The 17492-nt window shown below is 58.2% G+C and carries 17 protein-coding genes and 2 pseudogenes; 7 read left to right on the forward strand and 12 right to left on the reverse strand.

What is annotated here, in order from left to right; all coding sequences use genetic code 11:
• A pseudogene (locus VH564_RS22550) lies at positions 1-151 on the reverse strand (replication-associated recombination protein A); the annotation flags it as partial.
• Positions 152-205: 54 nt separating this feature from the next.
• The gene (locus VH564_RS22555; RefSeq protein ID WP_423342102.1) at positions 206-1609 is read right to left on the reverse strand and encodes a DegQ family serine endoprotease; all 1404 of its coding nucleotides are present in this window, start codon (positions 1607-1609) and stop codon (positions 206-208) included.
• A gap of 277 nt (positions 1610-1886) precedes the next feature.
• On the opposite strand from VH564_RS22555, the gene VH564_RS22560 reads away from it, so the two are divergent.
• On the forward strand, positions 1887-2228 hold the full coding sequence (locus VH564_RS22560) for a lysozyme inhibitor LprI family protein (RefSeq protein ID WP_423342173.1): 342 nt from the start codon (positions 1887-1889) through the stop codon (positions 2226-2228).
• A gap of 5 nt (positions 2229-2233) precedes the next feature.
• Here the strand turns inward: VH564_RS22560 and VH564_RS22565 are convergent, their stop codons facing one another.
• On the reverse strand, positions 2234-2569 hold the full coding sequence (locus VH564_RS22565) for a hypothetical protein (RefSeq protein ID WP_423342103.1): 336 nt from the start codon (positions 2567-2569) through the stop codon (positions 2234-2236).
• 254 nt (positions 2570-2823) lie between these two features.
• Positions 2824-4659, reverse strand: a complete 1836-nt coding sequence (ilvD, locus tag VH564_RS22570; RefSeq protein WP_423342104.1) for a dihydroxy-acid dehydratase — start codon at positions 4657-4659, stop codon at positions 2824-2826.
• Positions 4660-5019: 360 nt separating this feature from the next.
• On the opposite strand from ilvD, the gene msrP reads away from it, so the two are divergent.
• Positions 5020-5967 carry a protein-methionine-sulfoxide reductase catalytic subunit MsrP gene (gene msrP, locus VH564_RS22575; RefSeq protein WP_423342105.1) on the forward strand — a complete coding sequence of 316 codons (948 nt, stop codon included), beginning with the start codon at positions 5020-5022 and terminating at the stop codon, positions 5965-5967.
• On the forward strand, positions 5964-6650 hold the full coding sequence (msrQ, locus tag VH564_RS22580; protein ID WP_423342174.1) for a protein-methionine-sulfoxide reductase heme-binding subunit MsrQ: 687 nt from the start codon (positions 5964-5966) through the stop codon (positions 6648-6650). Before msrP ends, msrQ begins: the two co-directional genes overlap by 4 nt.
• A 242-nt stretch (positions 6651-6892) precedes the next feature.
• Here msrQ and VH564_RS22585 read toward each other — a convergent pair whose 3' ends face one another.
• The 3 genes and pseudogenes from VH564_RS22585 to VH564_RS22595 all read right to left on the reverse strand — a co-directional run bounded on the left by VH564_RS22585 (position 6893) and on the right by VH564_RS22595 (position 8953).
• Positions 6893-7276 carry a LysR substrate-binding domain-containing protein gene (locus VH564_RS22585; RefSeq protein WP_423342106.1) on the reverse strand — a complete coding sequence of 128 codons (384 nt, stop codon included), beginning with the start codon at positions 7274-7276 and terminating at the stop codon, positions 6893-6895.
• A 253-nt stretch (positions 7277-7529) separates the two neighbouring features.
• On the reverse strand, positions 7530-7727 hold the full coding sequence (locus VH564_RS22590; RefSeq protein WP_423342175.1) for a LysR family transcriptional regulator: 198 nt from the start codon (positions 7725-7727) through the stop codon (positions 7530-7532).
• A 102-nt stretch (positions 7728-7829) separates the two neighbouring features.
• Positions 7830-8953 (reverse strand): annotated as a pseudogene (locus tag VH564_RS22595) (IS5 family transposase).
• Between the two features lie 291 nt (positions 8954-9244).
• Between VH564_RS22595 and VH564_RS22600 the strand changes: the two are divergent.
• From VH564_RS22600 to VH564_RS22610, 3 genes are all read left to right on the forward strand, one after another.
• A complete protein-coding gene (locus VH564_RS22600) occupies positions 9245-10039 on the forward strand; it encodes an SDR family NAD(P)-dependent oxidoreductase (RefSeq protein ID WP_423342107.1) in 795 nt (264 codons plus the stop codon).
• Between the two features lie 75 nt (positions 10040-10114).
• Entirely contained in the window at positions 10115-11125 is a 1011-nt protein-coding gene (locus VH564_RS22605) for a polysaccharide deacetylase family protein (RefSeq protein ID WP_423342108.1), read from the forward strand.
• 721 nt (positions 11126-11846) lie between these two features.
• On the forward strand, positions 11847-12374 hold the full coding sequence (locus tag VH564_RS22610; RefSeq protein ID WP_423342109.1) for a GNAT family N-acetyltransferase: 528 nt from the start codon (positions 11847-11849) through the stop codon (positions 12372-12374).
• Positions 12375-12602: 228 nt separating this feature from the next.
• Here the strand turns inward: VH564_RS22610 and VH564_RS22615 are convergent, their stop codons facing one another.
• The 5 genes from VH564_RS22615 to VH564_RS22635 form a co-directional block, all read right to left on the reverse strand.
• Entirely contained in the window at positions 12603-13739 is a 1137-nt protein-coding gene (locus VH564_RS22615; RefSeq protein ID WP_423342110.1) for a TDT family transporter, read from the reverse strand.
• Between the two features lie 166 nt (positions 13740-13905).
• Positions 13906-14406: a LysR substrate-binding domain-containing protein gene (locus VH564_RS22620; protein WP_423342111.1), complete on the reverse strand. Its 501-nt coding sequence runs from the start codon at positions 14404-14406 to the stop codon at positions 13906-13908.
• A 39-nt stretch (positions 14407-14445) separates the two neighbouring features.
• On the reverse strand, positions 14446-15300 hold the full coding sequence (gene copD / locus VH564_RS22625) for a copper homeostasis membrane protein CopD (protein WP_423342112.1): 855 nt from the start codon (positions 15298-15300) through the stop codon (positions 14446-14448).
• A 14-nt stretch (positions 15301-15314) separates the two neighbouring features.
• Positions 15315-15683, reverse strand: coding sequence for a copper homeostasis periplasmic binding protein CopC (gene copC / locus VH564_RS22630; RefSeq protein WP_423342113.1), 369 nt, complete (start codon positions 15681-15683; stop codon positions 15315-15317).
• Positions 15684-16020: 337 nt separating this feature from the next.
• On the reverse strand, positions 16021-16689 hold the full coding sequence (locus tag VH564_RS22635) for a FadR/GntR family transcriptional regulator (protein ID WP_423342114.1): 669 nt from the start codon (positions 16687-16689) through the stop codon (positions 16021-16023).
• A gap of 104 nt (positions 16690-16793) precedes the next feature.
• Here VH564_RS22635 and VH564_RS22640 point away from each other — a divergent pair, with 104 nt between their 5' ends.
• Entirely contained in the window at positions 16794-17483 is a 690-nt protein-coding gene (locus VH564_RS22640) for a fumarylacetoacetate hydrolase family protein (protein WP_423342115.1), read from the forward strand.
• Positions 17484-17492: the final 9 nt, after the last annotated feature.

The following is a 17492-nucleotide window of genomic DNA, read 5'->3' on the forward strand; positions in this document are numbered from 1 at the left end:
TCTTCCATGACGGCAGGAAGATATCCTGCTGGGCGCGGTTGAAGCGATGGATCTCGTCGACGAAGAGCAAAGTCTGGCGACCGTCCATGCGGCGCATGCGCGCGGTCTCGAACATCTTCTTCAGATCGGCGACGCCGGAGAAAATCGCCGANCGGCCGCCTGCCGGCGACCGCCTCCGGGATGCGGGGCGCAAACAGGTCGTTGCTCATCGGAAGAATTGCCGGATGCGCTGACCATCGCGCTCGATTTCCACCCGCCAGATATCCGGATTGCTCGAGGCGACCGCCTCGAGATTCTGCGTATTGGTGATCACGGCGCCGTTGACCGAGATGATGACATCCTTCGGCGCGAAGCCGAGGCGGGCGGCGGGCGAGCCGTCCTTCAGCTTCTCCACGACGACGCCGGCGGCGGTATCGGTCGGCATATGGAGTTCGTCGGCAACCCTCGGCGAGAGATTGGCGACAGTGGCGCCGGCAAAGGGGTTGTTACCGGCAATCAGCTTTTCCTCGCGCGGCTTGGTCTCCGGCGCGCCGGCGAGCGTCATCGACGCCTGGCGCTCCTTGCCGTTGTCGAGCACCGTCAGCGAGACCGTCGCGCCGAGACCCGCCGTCGTCAGGCGGTAGCCGAGCGCATCGGGATGCTCGACCGGGACGCCGTTCAGCGCGGTGACCACCTCGCCCGCCTTGAGACCGGCCTTGCCGGCAGGTCCGCCGTCCACGACCTTGGTGATCAACGCGCCGCGCACCAGCTTCAGTCCCAGCGCGTCGGCGACTTCGGAGGTCACCGGCTCGAATGTCGCGCCGATATAGGGACGTTCAAAGCTCTTGTCGCCGCGATCGGCGGCATCGAGGAAGACGCGGACCAGATTGGCGGGGATGGCAAAGCCGATGCCATTCGAGCCGCCGCTCTGCGAGAAGATCGCCGTGTTGAGGCCGATCAACTGGCCTTTCATGTTCATCAGCGCGCCGCCGGAGTTGCCCGGGTTGATGGCGGCATCGGTCTGGATGAAGAAGCCGACCTCGTTCTTCACCTGGTTACGGGCAAGCGCCGAGACGATGCCGCTGGTCACCGTCTGGCCGATCCCAAAGGGATTGCCGATGGCAAGAACCAGATCCCCGACCTCGAGCGAATCGGAGTTGCCGATCGGCAGCACGGGAAGCTGTTCCTTGGTGTCGATGCGGAGCACGGCGAGGTCGACGCGCTCGTCCTTCAGCACCACCTTGCACGGAAACTCACGGCCGTCGGAAAGCGCGATCTTGATGTCATCGGCGCCCTCGATCACGTGGTTGTTGGTGATGATCGTGCCATTGGCCTCGACGATGACACCGGAGCCGAGCGAAGACTGCTTTTCGGTGCGGTTCGGCATGCGCTGGCCAAAGAACTGCTCGAAGAACGGATCGCCGGAAAACGGCGACTGCTGATGCACAAGGCGCTCGGCATAAACGTTGACGACCGAGCCGGCCGTCTGCTTGACCAGCGGCGCGAAGGACAGCTGCATTTCCATCTGGCTCTGCGGCAGGGCTTTGGCCGTCTCGGCCAAGACCGGCCCCGGAAGCGTAAGAAGAAGCGCGAGGATCGGGAGCGAGGCGCGTTTGAGCGAGGCTGGCATGCATGAACCCTTTGTGAAGTATCCGTGGGAGCAACGTTGTAGCGTCGAACGCTAGAAAGGAAAGAGGGCGCAATCATGGAAGATCAAGGCATCAGAGGGAATGCACCCGGCGGAGGTTGAACAAACCGGCTTCGAATGAATTATGGATGCACGAGGCGCGCTTCGCTAGCGATTCTCGTTTAAGGCGCCGCGCAAGCGGATCGTAACAAAGCTATGAAATTGGAGTCAAAAGATGGGTTACCTGCAACCGAAGACTGCTCGCCGTTCTGCCAGCTCGATGCTGGGACTGGCGCTTCTCGGCTTCGTGCCGCTGACGGCGCCCGTTGGCGCAGCCCATGCCGCCAGCTTCGATTGCGATAGCAAGACGCTGCTGCCGGATGAAAAGTTGATCTGCGACACCCGCTCGCTGAACGATGCCGACGTCAAGATGGCGACGACCTTCGAGTTGCTCACCGGTCTCATGGCGATGGGTTCGCGCGGCACCCTGCAGGACGAGCAGACTGCATGGCTGAAAAGACGCCAGGCCTGCGGCGCCGATGCGGCCTGCCTGAAGACGTCCTACGACGAACGCCAGAAGCAGCTGGAAACTTCGGCCAAGACGCTACCGAAACCGCTCTGACAGGGTCAGTCCCAAGCGAAGCCCTTGTCTTTCATGTAGATGTTGCTGACGCCCTTGCACCAGTCGATCTTGAAATCTTCGGCGCCATAGTTGTCCCAACTGACACGGAAGGGAACAACGCAACTGCCTTCGTTGCTGAACCAATCCATGTCGACTTTCTGGCCGGGTCTGATGCGACCGCGCAGCCAGTTGTCGCTCCAGCGTCCATTCTGGAAGGTGTAGAAACCGTTGATTGTGTAACCTTCAGCACGATTGTAAAGACGAAATGCATAGTTGCTCGCGGAAGCAACGTTAACCAGCGCCAGCATGAGAATAGTCGACAGAATAGTAGCACGTTTCATCTTCACCCCCGTGTTACGGATCAAATGGTTATGAATTCCTAACTGCTCTACCTAGAGTAAGGCAAGAAACTCGAAGTTGTCGGGAGGTCATAATCTTCGTCGATGCTATTCTTAGCTGTTGCTTGTAGCGTTTACACGAATGCAGGTACATACCGCGCACGCCCCTTTCCAATGCTCCAACCGCTGTAGACAGCGCCCAAAACGCCAAAAGGCGGCACGAATGCCGCCTTTTCGCTCGCGATAGCGAGAGCCGCCTATTCGGGCAGGATACGAACAGCACCCTTGTCGGCGCTGGAGGCAAATGCAGCGTAGGCCTTGAGCGCGGTGGTGACGTTGCGCTTGCGATGTTCCGCCGGCTTCCAGCCGATCTTGTCCTGCTCGGTCCGACGAGCGGCCAGTTCCGCGTCCGTGACCTTCAGGTTGATCGTGCGGTTCGGGATGTCGATCTCGATCAGGTCGCCTTCGCGCACCAGACCGATCGCGCCGCCATTGGCCGCTTCGGGTGAGGCATGGCCGATCGACAGGCCCGAGGTGCCGCCAGAAAAGCGGCCATCGGTGATCAGTGCACAGGCCTTGCCGAGGCCCTTCGACTTCAGGTAGCTCGTCGGATACAACATCTCCTGCATGCCGGGCCCGCCTTTCGGGCCTTCATAACGGATGACCACGACATCGCCGGCCTTCACCTCATTGCTGAGGATGGCCTTGACGGAAGAATCCTGGCTCTCGAAGACACGGGCCGGACCGCTGAACTTCAGGATCGATTCGTCGACACCGGCCGTCTTCACGATGCAGCCGTCGAGCGCGATGTTGCCGTAGAGAACCGCCAGACCGCCATCCTTGGAGAAGGGCTTTTCGACCGAACGGATGACACCGCTTTCGCTGTCGGTATCGAGATCGTCCCAGCGCGAAGACTGCGAGAAAGCGACCTGCGTGGGCACGCCACCCGGTGCCGCCTTGAAAAAGGTCCGCACAGTCTCGGAATTGGTGCGGGTGATATCCCAGCGGTTGATGGCATCGCCGAGCGTTGCCTCATGCACGGTCTTGCATTCGGTGTTGAGCAGCCCACCGCGCTCCAGTTCGCCGAGAATTCGCATGATGCCGCCGGCCCGGTGCACGTCTTCCATGTGCACGTCCTGCTTGGCAGGCGCCACCTTGGAGAGGCAGGGCACGCGACGCGACAGCCGGTCGATGTCGTCCAGGGTGAAATCCACGCCGCCTTCATAGGCAGCTGCCAGGATGTGCAGAACTGTGTTGGTCGAACCGCCCATGGCAATATCGAGCGTCATGGCGTTTTCGAAAGCTTCCTTGGTGGCGATGTTGCGCGGCAAGACGCCCTCGTCCTCCTGCTCATAGTAGCGGCGGGCGAGATCGACGATCAGGTGTCCGGCTTCGACGAACAGCCGCTTGCGGTCAGAATGTGTGGCAAGCGTGGAGCCATTTCCGGGCAAAGAAAGGCCCAGAGCCTCGGTCAGGCAGTTCATCGAATTGGCGGTAAACATGCCAGAGCAGGAGCCGCAGGTCGGACAGGCGGAACGCTCGATGACCTTGACGTCCTCGTCGGAATATTTCTCGTCGGCGGCGGCAACCATCGCGTCGACCAGATCGAGCGCGACGGTCTTTCCGTGCATGACCACCTTGCCGGCTTCCATCGGACCACCGGAGACGAAGACAACCGGAATGTTGAGCCGCATGGCGGCATTCAGCATGCCGGGCGTGATCTTGTCGCAGTTGGAGATGCAGACCATGGCGTCTGCGCAATGGGCGTTGACCATGTACTCGACGGAATCGGCGATGATCTCGCGCGAGGGCAGCGAATAGAGCATGCCGTCATGGCCCATGGCGATGCCGTCGTCGACGGCGATCGTGTTGAATTCCTTGGCGACGCCGCCGGCTGCCTCGATTTCGCGAGCCACCAGCTGGCCCAGATCCTTAAGGTGCACATGGCCCGGAACGAACTGCGTGAAGGAATTGACCACGGCAATGATGGGCTTGCCGAAATCGCTGTCCTTCATACCGGTGGCGCGCCATAGGCCGCGGGCACCGGCCATGTTGCGGCCGTGGGTGGTGGTTCTCGAACGGTAGGCTGGCATGGTGTTATCCTCGACGTCCTGCAGCTATGGAAAATGCCTGCGGCGGACCCATTCCGCCAGGGACGGGCAAATGCCCCTGCTTTTTGGAATTGTCCTAAATCAATCGCTGCGAGCTGTCACTATCAGGTAAGCCGAATCCGGTACGGCGCAAGGGCTAGAGCCAGCCGCGTCGCAAACCGCGAGGAACTTGGCGCGTAAAATGGCGAGGCACGAGGCCTGGTACGAGGATTGGACCGGCGTTCACGGTAGAACACAAAAATTTGCCTTCTTGGCCCGAAAATTCGTGATTTACTTGTAACTAAAAGGCGATCCGCTGCGTATGACGAGTAGCAACGCCTACATCAGAGCGAGGAATTCATCATGGCCGCTTACCAGCCCCCAAAGATCGCCAGTTCGGAGATCACGCCCCGGTCGATCTACCTCGGACGCCGCGCCTTCCTGACGGCTGCTGCCGGCGCCGGCCTGGCAATGACTGCCGGACAGAGCGCCATGGCGGAAGCACTGTCTGCGACGAAAACGGACTACAAGGTAGACGAAAAGCTGACGCCGCTGAAGGATGTCACGACCTACAACAACTTCTACGAATTCGGCCTCGACAAGGCCGACCCTGCCGCCAACTCGGGGCAATTCAAGCCCAGGCCCTGGACAATCAAGGTCGACGGCATGGTCGGCAAGCCACAGACCTTCGACATCGACGCGCTGATCAAGGCCTTTCCGCCGGAAGAGCGCGTTTACCGCATGCGCTGCGTCGAGGCCTGGTCGATGGTCATCCCCTGGGACGGTTTCCAGCTGTCGAAGCTGCTCGATATGGTCGAGCCGCTGGGTAGCGCCAAATACGTCGCTTTCGAGACCGTCGTCCGCCCCTCCGAAATGCCTGGGCAATCCGGCAGCTTCCAGTCGCTGAACTGGCCCTATGTCGAAGGCCTCAGGCTGGACGAGGCACGCAATCCTCTAACCCTGCTTGCCGTCGGCCTCTATGGCGAAACGCTGCCCAACCAGAACGGCGCCCCGATCCGCCTGGTGGTCCCTTGGAAATACGGCTTCAAGGGCATCAAGTCGATCGTTCGCATCACCCTGACCGACAAGCAGCCGGAGAATACCTGGAGGGTGGCCAATTCGGGCGAATACGGCTTCTACGCCAACGTCAACCCGGCCGTCGACCATCCCCGCTGGAGCCAGGCGACCGAACGGAGAATCGGCGAAGGTGGCTTCTTCTCCTCGAGCCGCCRCCCCACCCTGCCCTTCAACGGCTATGCCGATCAGGTGGCGAGCCTYTACACCGGCATGGATCTGAAGGCGAACTACTGATGGCAATGTCGYTGGCGCTGCCGAAACGCTTCCAGCCAGCTTCCGTCTGGCTGCTCTATATCGTGGGCCTCGCTCCCGCCGCCTATACCTTCTACCTCGGCGCCACWGGCAATCTYGGCGCCGATCCAACCAAGACATTCGAGCTTTTCCTSGGGCTGTGGGCCWTCCGCTTCCTGCTGCTGTCGCTCGCCATCACGCCTCTSCGCGACCTCGTCGGCTGGAACTGGCTGCGCTATCGCCGCGCCCTGGGGCTGCTCTGTTTCTACTATGTGCTGATGCATTTCYTGGTTTACGCCATCCTCGACCAGGCGCTGATGCTCGACGCCATCCTTGGCGACATCCTGAAGCGACCCTTCATCATGTTCGGCRTGGCAGGGCTGGTGATGCTGACCGCCCTCGCCGTCACCTCGAACMGRTACTCGATCCGYCAGATGGGCAAGAACTGGATCTGGCTGCAYCGKCTCGTCTACATCGTYGCCGCCTGCGSCGCCCTGCAYTTCGCCCTGTCGACCAAGGTGCTGTCGCTCGAGCAGTATATCTATATTGGGCTGCTGATCACGATGATCCTCTATCGCTCCTATCGGCCGATCATGATGCAGCGGCAGCGCGTTAAAAGGGGCGACGCAAAGTTAATGAATATACTCGCAAAAAAAAGCGATTCCGTATCTCGACCGACGGCTTAACCTGCTTTCGAGAGTTTACTTGCTATCCTTTTGCCCACATGAGCTCTCAACGAGGTTGGTCGTGGTAAAGGTTAATCCCTGCCAACTCGGGCTAAAATTCCTTGGTTGCGCTTGATGCAATCTGAATTGTTAGCCCCGCATGTCTCGAAAATGATTTTCCAAGCGAGATAACGGATGATGTGTAACGCAATTTAGATCAAGTATCGACGGATCCGAGGACGTCCAGTCTCACAGAATCTTGGTCACGAGTCGATAAAGGCCCGCACTTTGGGCGCAAGGCTCCTGCTTGATGGAAAAAGCACCGATATCGGAGGACCATCTGCGGCAAATGCTGGTAACACCTCGACGAGAGCGCCGGACTTAATGTGAGGTTCAGCCATATAAGTATGGAGCTGCAACAAGGCCTGCACCGGACAGTCCGGTGTCAACCATCGCATCGGACTATCGAAGCTCAAGGTTCCCTGCACAGAACGTTCAAACGGCTCCCCTGTCTCCGGTCGAGAAAAACGCCAGGGCGCAAATTCAGGGCCGTAGTGCGAAGCTCGTCTCGCGCACTTGTGGTTATCGAGGTCTTCGATGGTTGTCGGCTTTCCGTAAGCTGCGAGATATGAAGGGGAGGCGCACACGATGTATCGAACGGTTCAGACACACTTTGCGATCAATCGTTCGTCGCGCGGTTCTCCAATACGCACGACGGCGTCAATCGCAGCCGCAATCGGGTCGGTGACAGTGTCAGCGAAGGTCGCAGCGATGCTCAGTCGGGATAGATCGATGTGAGTTGCCCCAAGGCAGGAAAAATTTTGAGCGCTTCCAAGCGCCGTCGGCATTTCAATACGCAGGATGCCAATTGGACGAGCGGCCCGTACGCGCATGTCGTCTTCAGCCCCGATCGAGATCCGTCAAAATCGTGCTGAACCGCTCGAAAAAGAGCTTCCCATCTTCGATCATTGTAAGAGATCGCGTGGTCCGGTGAAAAAGCCGAAGTTGCAGCCGTTCCTCGAGCCTCGCGACGCTCTTGCTGACTGCTGATGGAGAAACATTTAGCAGGGCGGAAATAGGGCTAATTTTTCCACCGATCCTCGCTAGACGGCTCGAAGACGAGCCGTGATGAGGCTTTTTTACCGGCGTTTTTGGCTATTTTGTCGTAATCCGCCTTATTTCGGCAGATTCCGAGCGCGATTATGCCGTCTTCAGCAGCTTTGGAAGTCTCACCAGATTATAAGCGGTGGCTGTCAGGGTAAACATCCAGCCGTCGCGGTCCTTTCCGCGATGGCGGGTCTTGCGCATTCCGCCGCTGGTCTTGGTCCAGCCGAATACCTCTTCGATGCGTTTGCGGATGCGCTGACTGACGGCGTAGCCGGAGTAATGGGTGGTGCGACCGTAGATGGCAGAGCGTCGGTTCGTCGTGTTCTGGGCGATGTGTGGTGTCACTTTGATGTCCCGCAAGGCGGCGGCAAAGTCGGCCGTATCGTAAGCTTTGTCTGCAGCCAATGTGATTCGATGGCGCCCATCCATGCGGCCCAGCATATCCAGTCCTGCCTCGCGCTCCGCGGTTCCGGTCGCATGTGTCAGGGTGGCGTCTACCACTAGGCCGTTGCGGTTTCCATTGTGACGTCGCCCATATGGCAAAGCTTGGCCGCCTGACCACGGGCCTTCTTGTAAAGCCTGGCAGCCGGGTCGGTGGTCGAGGCGTGGGTTGCGTTGCTCCGCTTCTCACCGTGGAAATCGCGCTCGGGGTTGCGTCCCGTGGCCTTTGGCGGCTGTTTCCCTTCAGCGCCAGAGCCGCTGCCGTCAGTGTCGCCACCATCTGCGTCGTCCTTGGGCTTGAAGCTCTTCATGCTCGCCCAGGCTTCGATCAAGGTTCCGTCCACCGAGAAGTGCTCGTCTGACAAGAGAGCCTTAACCCGCGGCTGACGCAGCAAGGCGGCCAGGACCTTGGCTGCTATGTCGCCTGCCAAGAGACGCTCACGGTTCTTGGTGAACACGGTGACGTCCCAGATCGGCGCGTCCATCGACAAGCCGACGAACCAGCGGAATAGCAGATTATAGTCCATTTGCTCCACGAGCTGGCGCTCCGAGAGGATTGTGTAAAAGGCCTGCAACAGCAGGGCGCGCAGGAGCTTCTCCGGCGGGATCGAAGGGCGGCCGATCGCTGAATACATCGCCTCAAAATCCGGAGACAGAACTTCCAGCGCCTCGTCCACGATGGCACGGATCGCCCGCAGTGGATGGCCTGTCGGAACGCGGGCATCTCAGCTCACATAAGAAAACAGACCTGCCGTCTGGATATCACTGCCGCGCATGTCATGCTCCTGCCGACCAATCCCACAGGCATGGAATCACGGCAATACGCTCGGAGCAAGGGCCTTTTTCCGCACACTGTTAGATCTCGACCAGCAGCGGCAAAGCCGCCGAGCTCAGCGACACGCACAAGTGCGACAATACTCCCGAGACGATCCGATGCCAAATTACTCTCCTGGCCCCCTCCATTAGAGACTTACCGGAACGACTGCAAGGACTGTTGGACGTCTACTGCCTGGTGTCGTGCCATCATATCTTCAGCCGTATCGAATAGACGACAACAGGAGATGCAAATGAAAATCGACCTATCTGGAAAACGCGCAATCGTTAGCGGCTCGACCGCAGGCATTGGTCTGGCAATCGCGACAGGACTTGCTGCGGCGGGCGCTGAAGTGGTTGTCAATGGCCGCACGGAAGAGCGCGTACAAAAAGCTATCCAAACCATCCGACAGGCAGTCCCAACGGCGATCCTGTCTGGCGTTGCCTCTGACATGTCAACTGCTGAAGGCGCCGCCAAGCTGGTTGCGGCGGCACCGGAAGCCGACATCCTTGTCAACAGCGTTGGGGCCGCCCTGTTCAAGTCCTTTAATGATCTGACAGACGAGGACTGGCTCTTCATGTATCAGGTCAATGTCATGAGCGGCGTGCGGCTTACCAAGCATTATCTGCCGGGCATGACTGAACGGGGATGGGGGCGCGTCGTCTTTATCAGCAGCGAGTCTGCACTGAACCCGCCGAAGGAAATGATCGATTACGGCATGACGAAGGCCGCCCAGCTCGCGGTATCGCGTGGTGTCGCGGAACTGGCAGCCAAGTCCGGCGTCACGGTCAACTCTGTTCTGCCAGGACCGACACGGTCTGAAGGTTTTGGTAGTGTTCTGGAAGGTATTGCCCAGCAGACCGGCCAGTCAATCGAAGCGGTTGAAAAAAGCTTTCTCGAGCAGAACCGGCCGACGTCGCTTCTGGGCCGCTTTTCCACGACCGAAGAAATCGCCAACATGGTCGTTTACGTCTGCTCGCAGCAGGCCTCGGCAACAAATGGCTCGGCGTTGCGCGTCGACGGCGGCGTCGTTCGGTCAATCGCGTAAGTGTTTTGGCGGCTGGTATTTGCCAGCCGCCGGCTCCAACGGCGATCGCAAGACAGGACAAACAAGGAAATAGAAATGTCATCCAAACTGGAATTGACTCGGCGTAACTTCGTTGGGGTTGCCGCAACAGGGGCACTCGTCTCGCAGGCACTTCCCGCTAAAGCCAAAACAGGCGGCGCAGCAGCAGCCGCGATCAATGCGCCAGATAGAAAGACCGGTCCCTTCTGGCCGAACGGCGCTAGATTGGCGGTCAGCATTTCCCTGATGTTTGAGGGGACTGGTCAGCCCATTTCCGGGGCGGGCGGCGCGCTGCCTGAACCGATCAAGCCTGGCGTTCCGGATCACGCGACGAACGCGTTTTTCGCCTATGGCGTCAATGAGGGCATCCCACGCGCGTTAGATCTGTTCGACAAGCACGACATCAAAGTGACATCGTTTATGATCGGCAAAGCGATCGAACAGAACCCGGATCTTGCGCGCGAGATCGTCAGACGGGGTCACGAGGCAGGTGCACATGGCCCGACCTGGACCGCATCCTATGATCTGCCACAAGAGCAGGAAAAGGCATTTATCAAGGAATCGGTCGATACCATCAAGCGTATTACGGGAGAGCAGCCTGTCGGCTGGAACGCATATTTCATGCGCAATTCCATCCACATATCGGAAACTTTGCAAGATCTCGGCTTTCTATATAGCATCGATGAGCCAAGCCGGGACGAACCGTTTATCATCCCGGTACGCGGTCGGGACTTTGCCATGGTGCCATATACGCTGCATATGAACGACATGAACTTCCCGTTCCAAGGCTACGACCCCCACGCGCACGAGCAGGCCCTGCAAGACGAGTTCGACCAGCTTTATGAAGAAGGTGCAACCAGACGCCGACTGATGGTGATAGGTATGCACGACCGACTGAGCGGTCATGCAAATCGAATCCGCGCGCTTGATCGCTTCCTCACCTACGCAAAAAGCCACGACGATGTGTGGTTTGCGCGAAAGGACGAGATTGCACGGTGGGCCCTTGATCAACGTCAGTATACGCCAGTCGTGCACCGCGGCCCCCCATCTGAAACCGGCTTACCGTGAACCAATTTTTCCGGCCGGCGCATCTCAACCGATGCCGCCTGCCGGAATGCACCATCTTCAGCTCTTGAAACCAAATGTGCGCTTAACGTTAAACACCCACTTCAAACGGGTGCGGCGGGTCTACTATCCGGTGGTTGACAGTTTGAACTGATGGGGTTGTCTAATCGCAGCTAGGGCGTCAAGCGTAAAGTCGTTGAGGCGCTGCTGCCGGGTGCATGGTTGTCTTCGCGGTCGACATCGGTCGCCGCATGATGGAGCTCCGCGGGACGAGCCTTCAATGTGGACGACGCATTCAGCTGAGACAGCGATGCAACCCCATCAGTTCAGTCTGTCGCTATAACCGGCCTTATGGTCGGCTAACTCGCCATGATTTGGGTACAGACAACAATTGGGCATCCAGTAGGCTCTCTGAAGCCGGTAACCCCTTCCAACTCAGAGCACAGACGACTTGGGATAGTTCCTTGTCCAAATGGCTTACAGCCCGCAAAAAACGACGTCCATAGATATGCTTGCATATCCGCCAGCTTCTACGTTTGAGCTACAGTTGAAACAACTGGCGGAAAACCTGTGGACTGCCCCATACAATGCTTTTTAGACATTTGGCAGCGCACCGAAGCGCCAAGCGCGCCCTTGCTACGCGGAGAATCGCCATCTGCTTAGCTGACAAACTTGTACTTTCCGCGCTTATTGAACTGCTGACGGATGAAACCGAGGATAAGCCGTGACCATTACTGTACGTAAAGCCGAAACCCAAGACACCAAAATTTTATCCGTTCTAGCAACCGAAGTATGGCTAGACACGTATGCAAAAGACGGCATCCTAAAAGCCTATGCCGATCACTTGCTCACGCGTTACTCACCGGCTGCATTTCGAAGGTATTTGGAGTGTAGCGCCACCGAAGTGTTGGTTTCGTGCGACGCCGATTTGATACTTGGTTACGCCAAGCTCACAAGCGGCTCATCCAATGTGGAGCAACGGTTTGGGCCTGCTGAGGTCGCTACCCTCTACGTGCGTAGGCATCATGCACGCAGAGGGATAGGCGGAAGACTTTTATCAGAAGCTTTGCGGCTCGCGACTGAAGCCGGCCACAAGAGCGTCTATGTTAGTGTTTATAGAGAAAACCACGCTGCTCTTGCATTTTACCAAGCGTGGGGTTTCCGTGAGATCGGAACAAAAGTGGCTCAACTTTCCAACAGTGAAGTTGAACTATGCATTCTATCAGTATCCACTGACAGGACATGTAGATAAATTAACTCGTGACTAAATTTGTCCACACGGGACTGTTGCCCACCGAACAGGGGAGGAAGTCCCCGCCCGCGCACGGTAATCGGCGATATCTGAATGGCATTCTGCAAGCTCTTCGGGTCAGAGCCCTTCGGCAAGGCTGGCAAGAGGGCTTGCACCTTAATCCTCGAGATGAGGTTCCCGCCGCAAATTCCTGGATGGTTGGCGGTAAATGCCAGATCGTTCTAGTCGTCAATCTGGCTTGAGACACGGCGAGACGAAAAGCTTGCGGTTCAAAGCACCCTCGATTGTCTTGCTGGCAACCAGCAGCCATAGGCAAGCGAGGGCAATGACAAGAACCGCACCAAAGACTGCGACAGACGACATCGGCACCATGGTGGAAAGGCGAAGAGTGGCGACGGCAAACACGCCAAGTGGGAAGGTGTAGCCCCACCAACCAATGTTGAACGGCAGGCCCTCACGGAGGTAACGCAGGGTGACCATGATCGCAGTCGCCAGCCACCAAATGCCATAGCCCCACAGGAGGATCCCACCGAGAAAGCTCGCACCGCCAAATGCTGGAGCAACGCCGCCGAGACCGTTGGCCGACAGAACGGCGGGCCCATTCTGGCTCATGACGAAAAGGCCGAGTGCACCAGTTCCTATTGGTCCAAGCGCCAACCAGGTTGAGGCGGCCATGTTGACATGCGGAAGCTTGTGAACGGCCATGCGTAAGAAAAGGATCACAAGGACGCTCATAGCGAGTGGGACCGAGCAGGCCCATAGAACAAGGCTGGCCATCAGTACCGTTAATTGCGTTTGAACTTCAGCGATATGGGGCAAAAGCAGACCACCGCTGACGGCAGCCACTCTTGCGACGATTGGCAACAGCCAGACTGCGGTCATCTGGTCGATAGAGTGAGACTGTCTCGTGAACATCATGAAGGGGATTACGAGGCCGCAGGCGAGTGACAATACAACGTCGAGCCACCAAAGCGCTGATGCGATGAAGACCGCTGTTTCACCAACATGCGGAACGCCGTAGATCAGAAAGCCGTTGATGATCGTGGCCAGTCCCATCGGGATGCAGCCGAAGAACATAGAAACAAGCGAATGCGAGAACACCCGCCTTGCCTCGTGGAAGTAAAGCCCCCAGCGCGCGGCGTAGAGTGCCGTGCAAGTGGCAAAGAGAATTATGTTGAACAGCCAGAGCGCCTGCCCGAGCGCAAATAGCCATGGATGGCTGGGAAACTGTGCCAAAGCCACCGACAGGATGCCCGTCCCCATCGTTGTCGCAAACCAATTGGGTGTAAAGTTACGGACAACGCTGCCTTGTACGGGAACTGTGGGCAGCGTGAGAGGCTTCTTGAAGGCGATAATCCGTTGCATGGCGTTTCTCCAAATCGTTGAAGAGAGGAAATACGCTTACCTGCCACCCGTCCAACACATAGTTCAGGACGTTTCATTCGCTGTTTTCGATTGAACGAAATGAAGGCGGCAGCTTGAAAGTTGCATGGAGGCAGGCACGTCACCTGAAGTGCGAAGAGGGCTTGAGTTATCCCTCCAGCTGCGCTTCAAACGCATTGGCCGCCTTAGAGCGATAGCGTTCCTTGTGGCGTAGGAGAAGGAACGGGCGTGGCAGAGGTGGATAGCTCGCCTCGACCAGCAGTCCACTGGCAAGCTGGGTCTGGGCGGCACTCCGAGAGGTCAGTGTGGCTCCCATTCCCGCTTCGACAGCGCCCAGTACAGCTTCATTGCCGGGGAGGACGATTGCTACGTTTAATGTCCAAAGCTTCAACCTCTCTTTCGCGATCATCGCTTCAAAAGCAAGACGCGTGCCTGATCCTGGCTCACGCAGCACCCATTCCGCCTCAACGAAATCTGCCTTTCCGAGATTCCTTCTTCCGACCCAAGGATGGGTAGGTGAGACAACAATGATCATCTCGTCCGTGGCAATGGTGCGTGAAGACAAAGCAGGGCGATCGACCGCGCCCTCGACGACGCCAAGCTCAACCCGTCCGGCCTCAACAGCATCGGCAACGGCTTCCGTAGACATTGGCCGGAACGATTTATTCCAGGAGACGCCGATAATTTCTCAGACTGGATCCTGCAGACCGAACGAGGCGACCAGACCGAGCGCGACAAAGCCGAGGAAGATCTCAGTCAGGCTCCCGTACAGCAGGCAGGTTCGCGCACGGGCGGCATCCCTGCCGAACATCGGCACGAAGACGTATCTGTTGACGATGGCGAGGATCACCATCAGACCGACAGCCAGCATCTTGAGGAGAAGCTCCCGGTCGTATCTCGAAGAGAGGTCTGGCCAAATCCGCCCGTGAACGAGCCAGACGTTAATCAGTCCGCTGACGAGGACAAGTGCGACCGCGACGTGCCCTGCCAGGGAAAACCGCTTCAAGGATTCGATGGCAGGTGTCTGAAGATCGAGGACGGAAGACAAACGAAGGACAATGACGAATGGAACCAGCGCCCCAAGCCATGCCGTTCCCGACAGCACATGCACGATGTCTGTTGCCTGATGGCCCAACCCCGCGAGGCCCGAGCCTTCCGTGGCATGCCCGCTTAGCGCGAGTTCGCTAAGCATGAGACCGGTCACGGCGACTGATGTCCGGTAGGCCTTCAAGAGCGTCGACACGACGAGAGCAACGGCGGTGACTGCCTGGATAGCAAAGGCCTGCCCGACGTCCGTTTCAGCCATGAGGTGAAGCGTCTCCGGATCAAAGACGGAACTCCACGCGTCGGTTGCATTCGCCGCCGAGATCAGAAAGCCTGAGGCGGTCGTGAGGACTGCTACCACGACGCAACCGGACATCATGGGGTCGAGCCGTTGCACGAGCCTGCCAGCGAGCGGACCCCTGGCGACAAACGACGCGTAGCCCAGCCCGCCCCACAACAGCCCGAGCGAACTGTCGTGCAGGAAGCGGTTGGCAGCCATGGCGCTCTCCGGCGTCATGGCGCAACCGTGAAGTCAAACTTGCCGGCAGTCCTGTGTCCGTCTTTGGAAAGAACACGCCATTCCACGTGATAGAGGCCCGCCTTGAGGGGCTTGGGCACGGTCGCAGAGAGCTGCCGCCCGCGCTCGCCGCCGACCTGCGGATCGCCGACCGTGACTGGCGCGCCTGTACTATCGGTGACCGAGATCGCGGAAAACGAGGGTTCGAGAGCTTCAGACATGTCGACAGACAAGACCGAGGGCGACGACACGGTCGTGCCGGAAGCCGGCAGCGATGTTTCAAGATGAGCGTGAGCCCAGGCAGGTGCCGAGATACCGGCCGCGCAAGCGGTGGCGAGAAGCAGTTTTGTCAGACGAAATGTCATGTCCGCGTTCCTTGTCAGCGAATTCCAAGCGTTCTTCCGGTGTAGACATCACGCAGCCGCGTTTATTCCAGGGAAACTGAAAAGTTCTCTCGTGTAGATCGCTTAGTGAGCGGATGCGGCAAGGCAAATCGCCGGAAGGCCGTTCGAGACGATGAAGATATCCGCGAATTACTTTGGCTCGCATATAAAGGCGCTAAACGCGTCCCCACTGTCGGTGATTCACGCCCGTGCAGCATATAAAACCTAACTGCATTTTGAGCGTCAGCCGTCCGCTCTGGTCGAAATGCAACCATCTCGCCAACAACGCATTCCGAGCTCACTAATCTAAATCGGATCGCTAAAACCGCACACGCACTGCGGATAAATGCTCAGTCATGTACCTTTCCGCATCGTCGGCGTTTCGGCCAGAAATAGCTTCAACGATACGGATATGATCATAAAACGAGTGGTGCGACTGCGGCGGACCGCTTGGATCAGAGCGTGTTCTCGCCCAGGTGACGGCGCGCCGTATCACCGACAATTCGTCAAACAGATGTAGAAGTACCGTGTTGCCGGCAGCCGTTGCGATCATCCGGTGCAAGTTCGCATCGAGACCCTCGAACGCCCGCCAGGACATATCGGGTGTCCAGCTTTGTTGAGTTAACCGGCTCATTGCGTCGATCTGAGCGGTTGTCGCGTTTTTGGCCGCCATACCCGCAAGAGTTGGCTCCAGTTTGATGCGAGCTTCCATCACAGCCGAGATGTCAGTCTGTTTTGCTATTTCCAGAACGGTGTCGACGGAAGCGACAGGCCGTGGGCCCAAGAACGTTCCTTTACCGACGTGTCGCCAGACTTGTCCTGTACCCTCCAGAACATCCAACGCTTTTCTGATTTCCGGACGCGAGACTGCGAGCGTTTCCGCTAGGACACGTTCAGCTGGCAGCCGGCCGTCCTGGGTAAGGTCTGCATTAGCCAGATACCCTTGCAACAAGGTGACCACGGCCATTGTTTTTTCGTCTCTTGCCATATTCGTTTCGTATCAGATCGCCGACAAAAGTCGACACTTCCGGGTTGACCAGTCGCGAGCGATGTCGTAACCAATTTGCAAATTGGTTAAGACAGGAGTTATCAGTGCAGTTCGCTATTCAGCCCTCCCCTCAGCCGGTCGTCAAAGTCCTCGGCGAGCAAAGCTTTTTCCCGGTCCGACGTATCTGGTGTGTCGGCAGAAACTACGCCGCCCACGCCAGGGAAATGGGCCACGACCCCGATCGGGAACCACCGTTCCTTTTCGCCAAGCCCGCCGATGCCGTGAACGAAGGCGGTGTGCTGCCCTTTCCTCCGGAGACAACCGACCTTCATCATGAGGTCGAACTGGTCGTGGCAATAGGAACTGGCGGGAGGAACATTCCCGCTGAAACCGCACTTGACCACGTCTTTGGATACGCGGTCGGATTCGATATGACCCGTCGCGATCTGCAAAGCCAAGCAAAAGCAGCCGGTCGGCCCTGGGAGTTCGGCAAAGCTTTCGACCAGTCCTGTCCCATCAGCGAAATTGCCCCATCTTCGGCGATTGGTCATCCCTCGCAAGGGCAAATCGAAGCCACTGTGAACGGCAAGGTGCAGCAGACAGGCGATCTGTCTCAAATGATCTGGCAAGTCCCCGAGGCGATCGCATACCTCTCCCGCTTCGTCACAATTGCGCCAGGCGACCTGATCATGACGGGCACGCCTGCTGGCGTCAGCGCTGTGAGACCGGGGGATAATCTAACCGGCTCGTGCGAAGGCATCGGATCGATCTCGGTAATGTACGCTCCTGCGTAGACGGCGAAA

The sequence above is a fragment of the Rhizobium sp. HT1-10 genome, assembly GCF_049472505.1.
GTDB lineage: Bacteria > Pseudomonadota > Alphaproteobacteria > Rhizobiales > Rhizobiaceae > Rhizobium.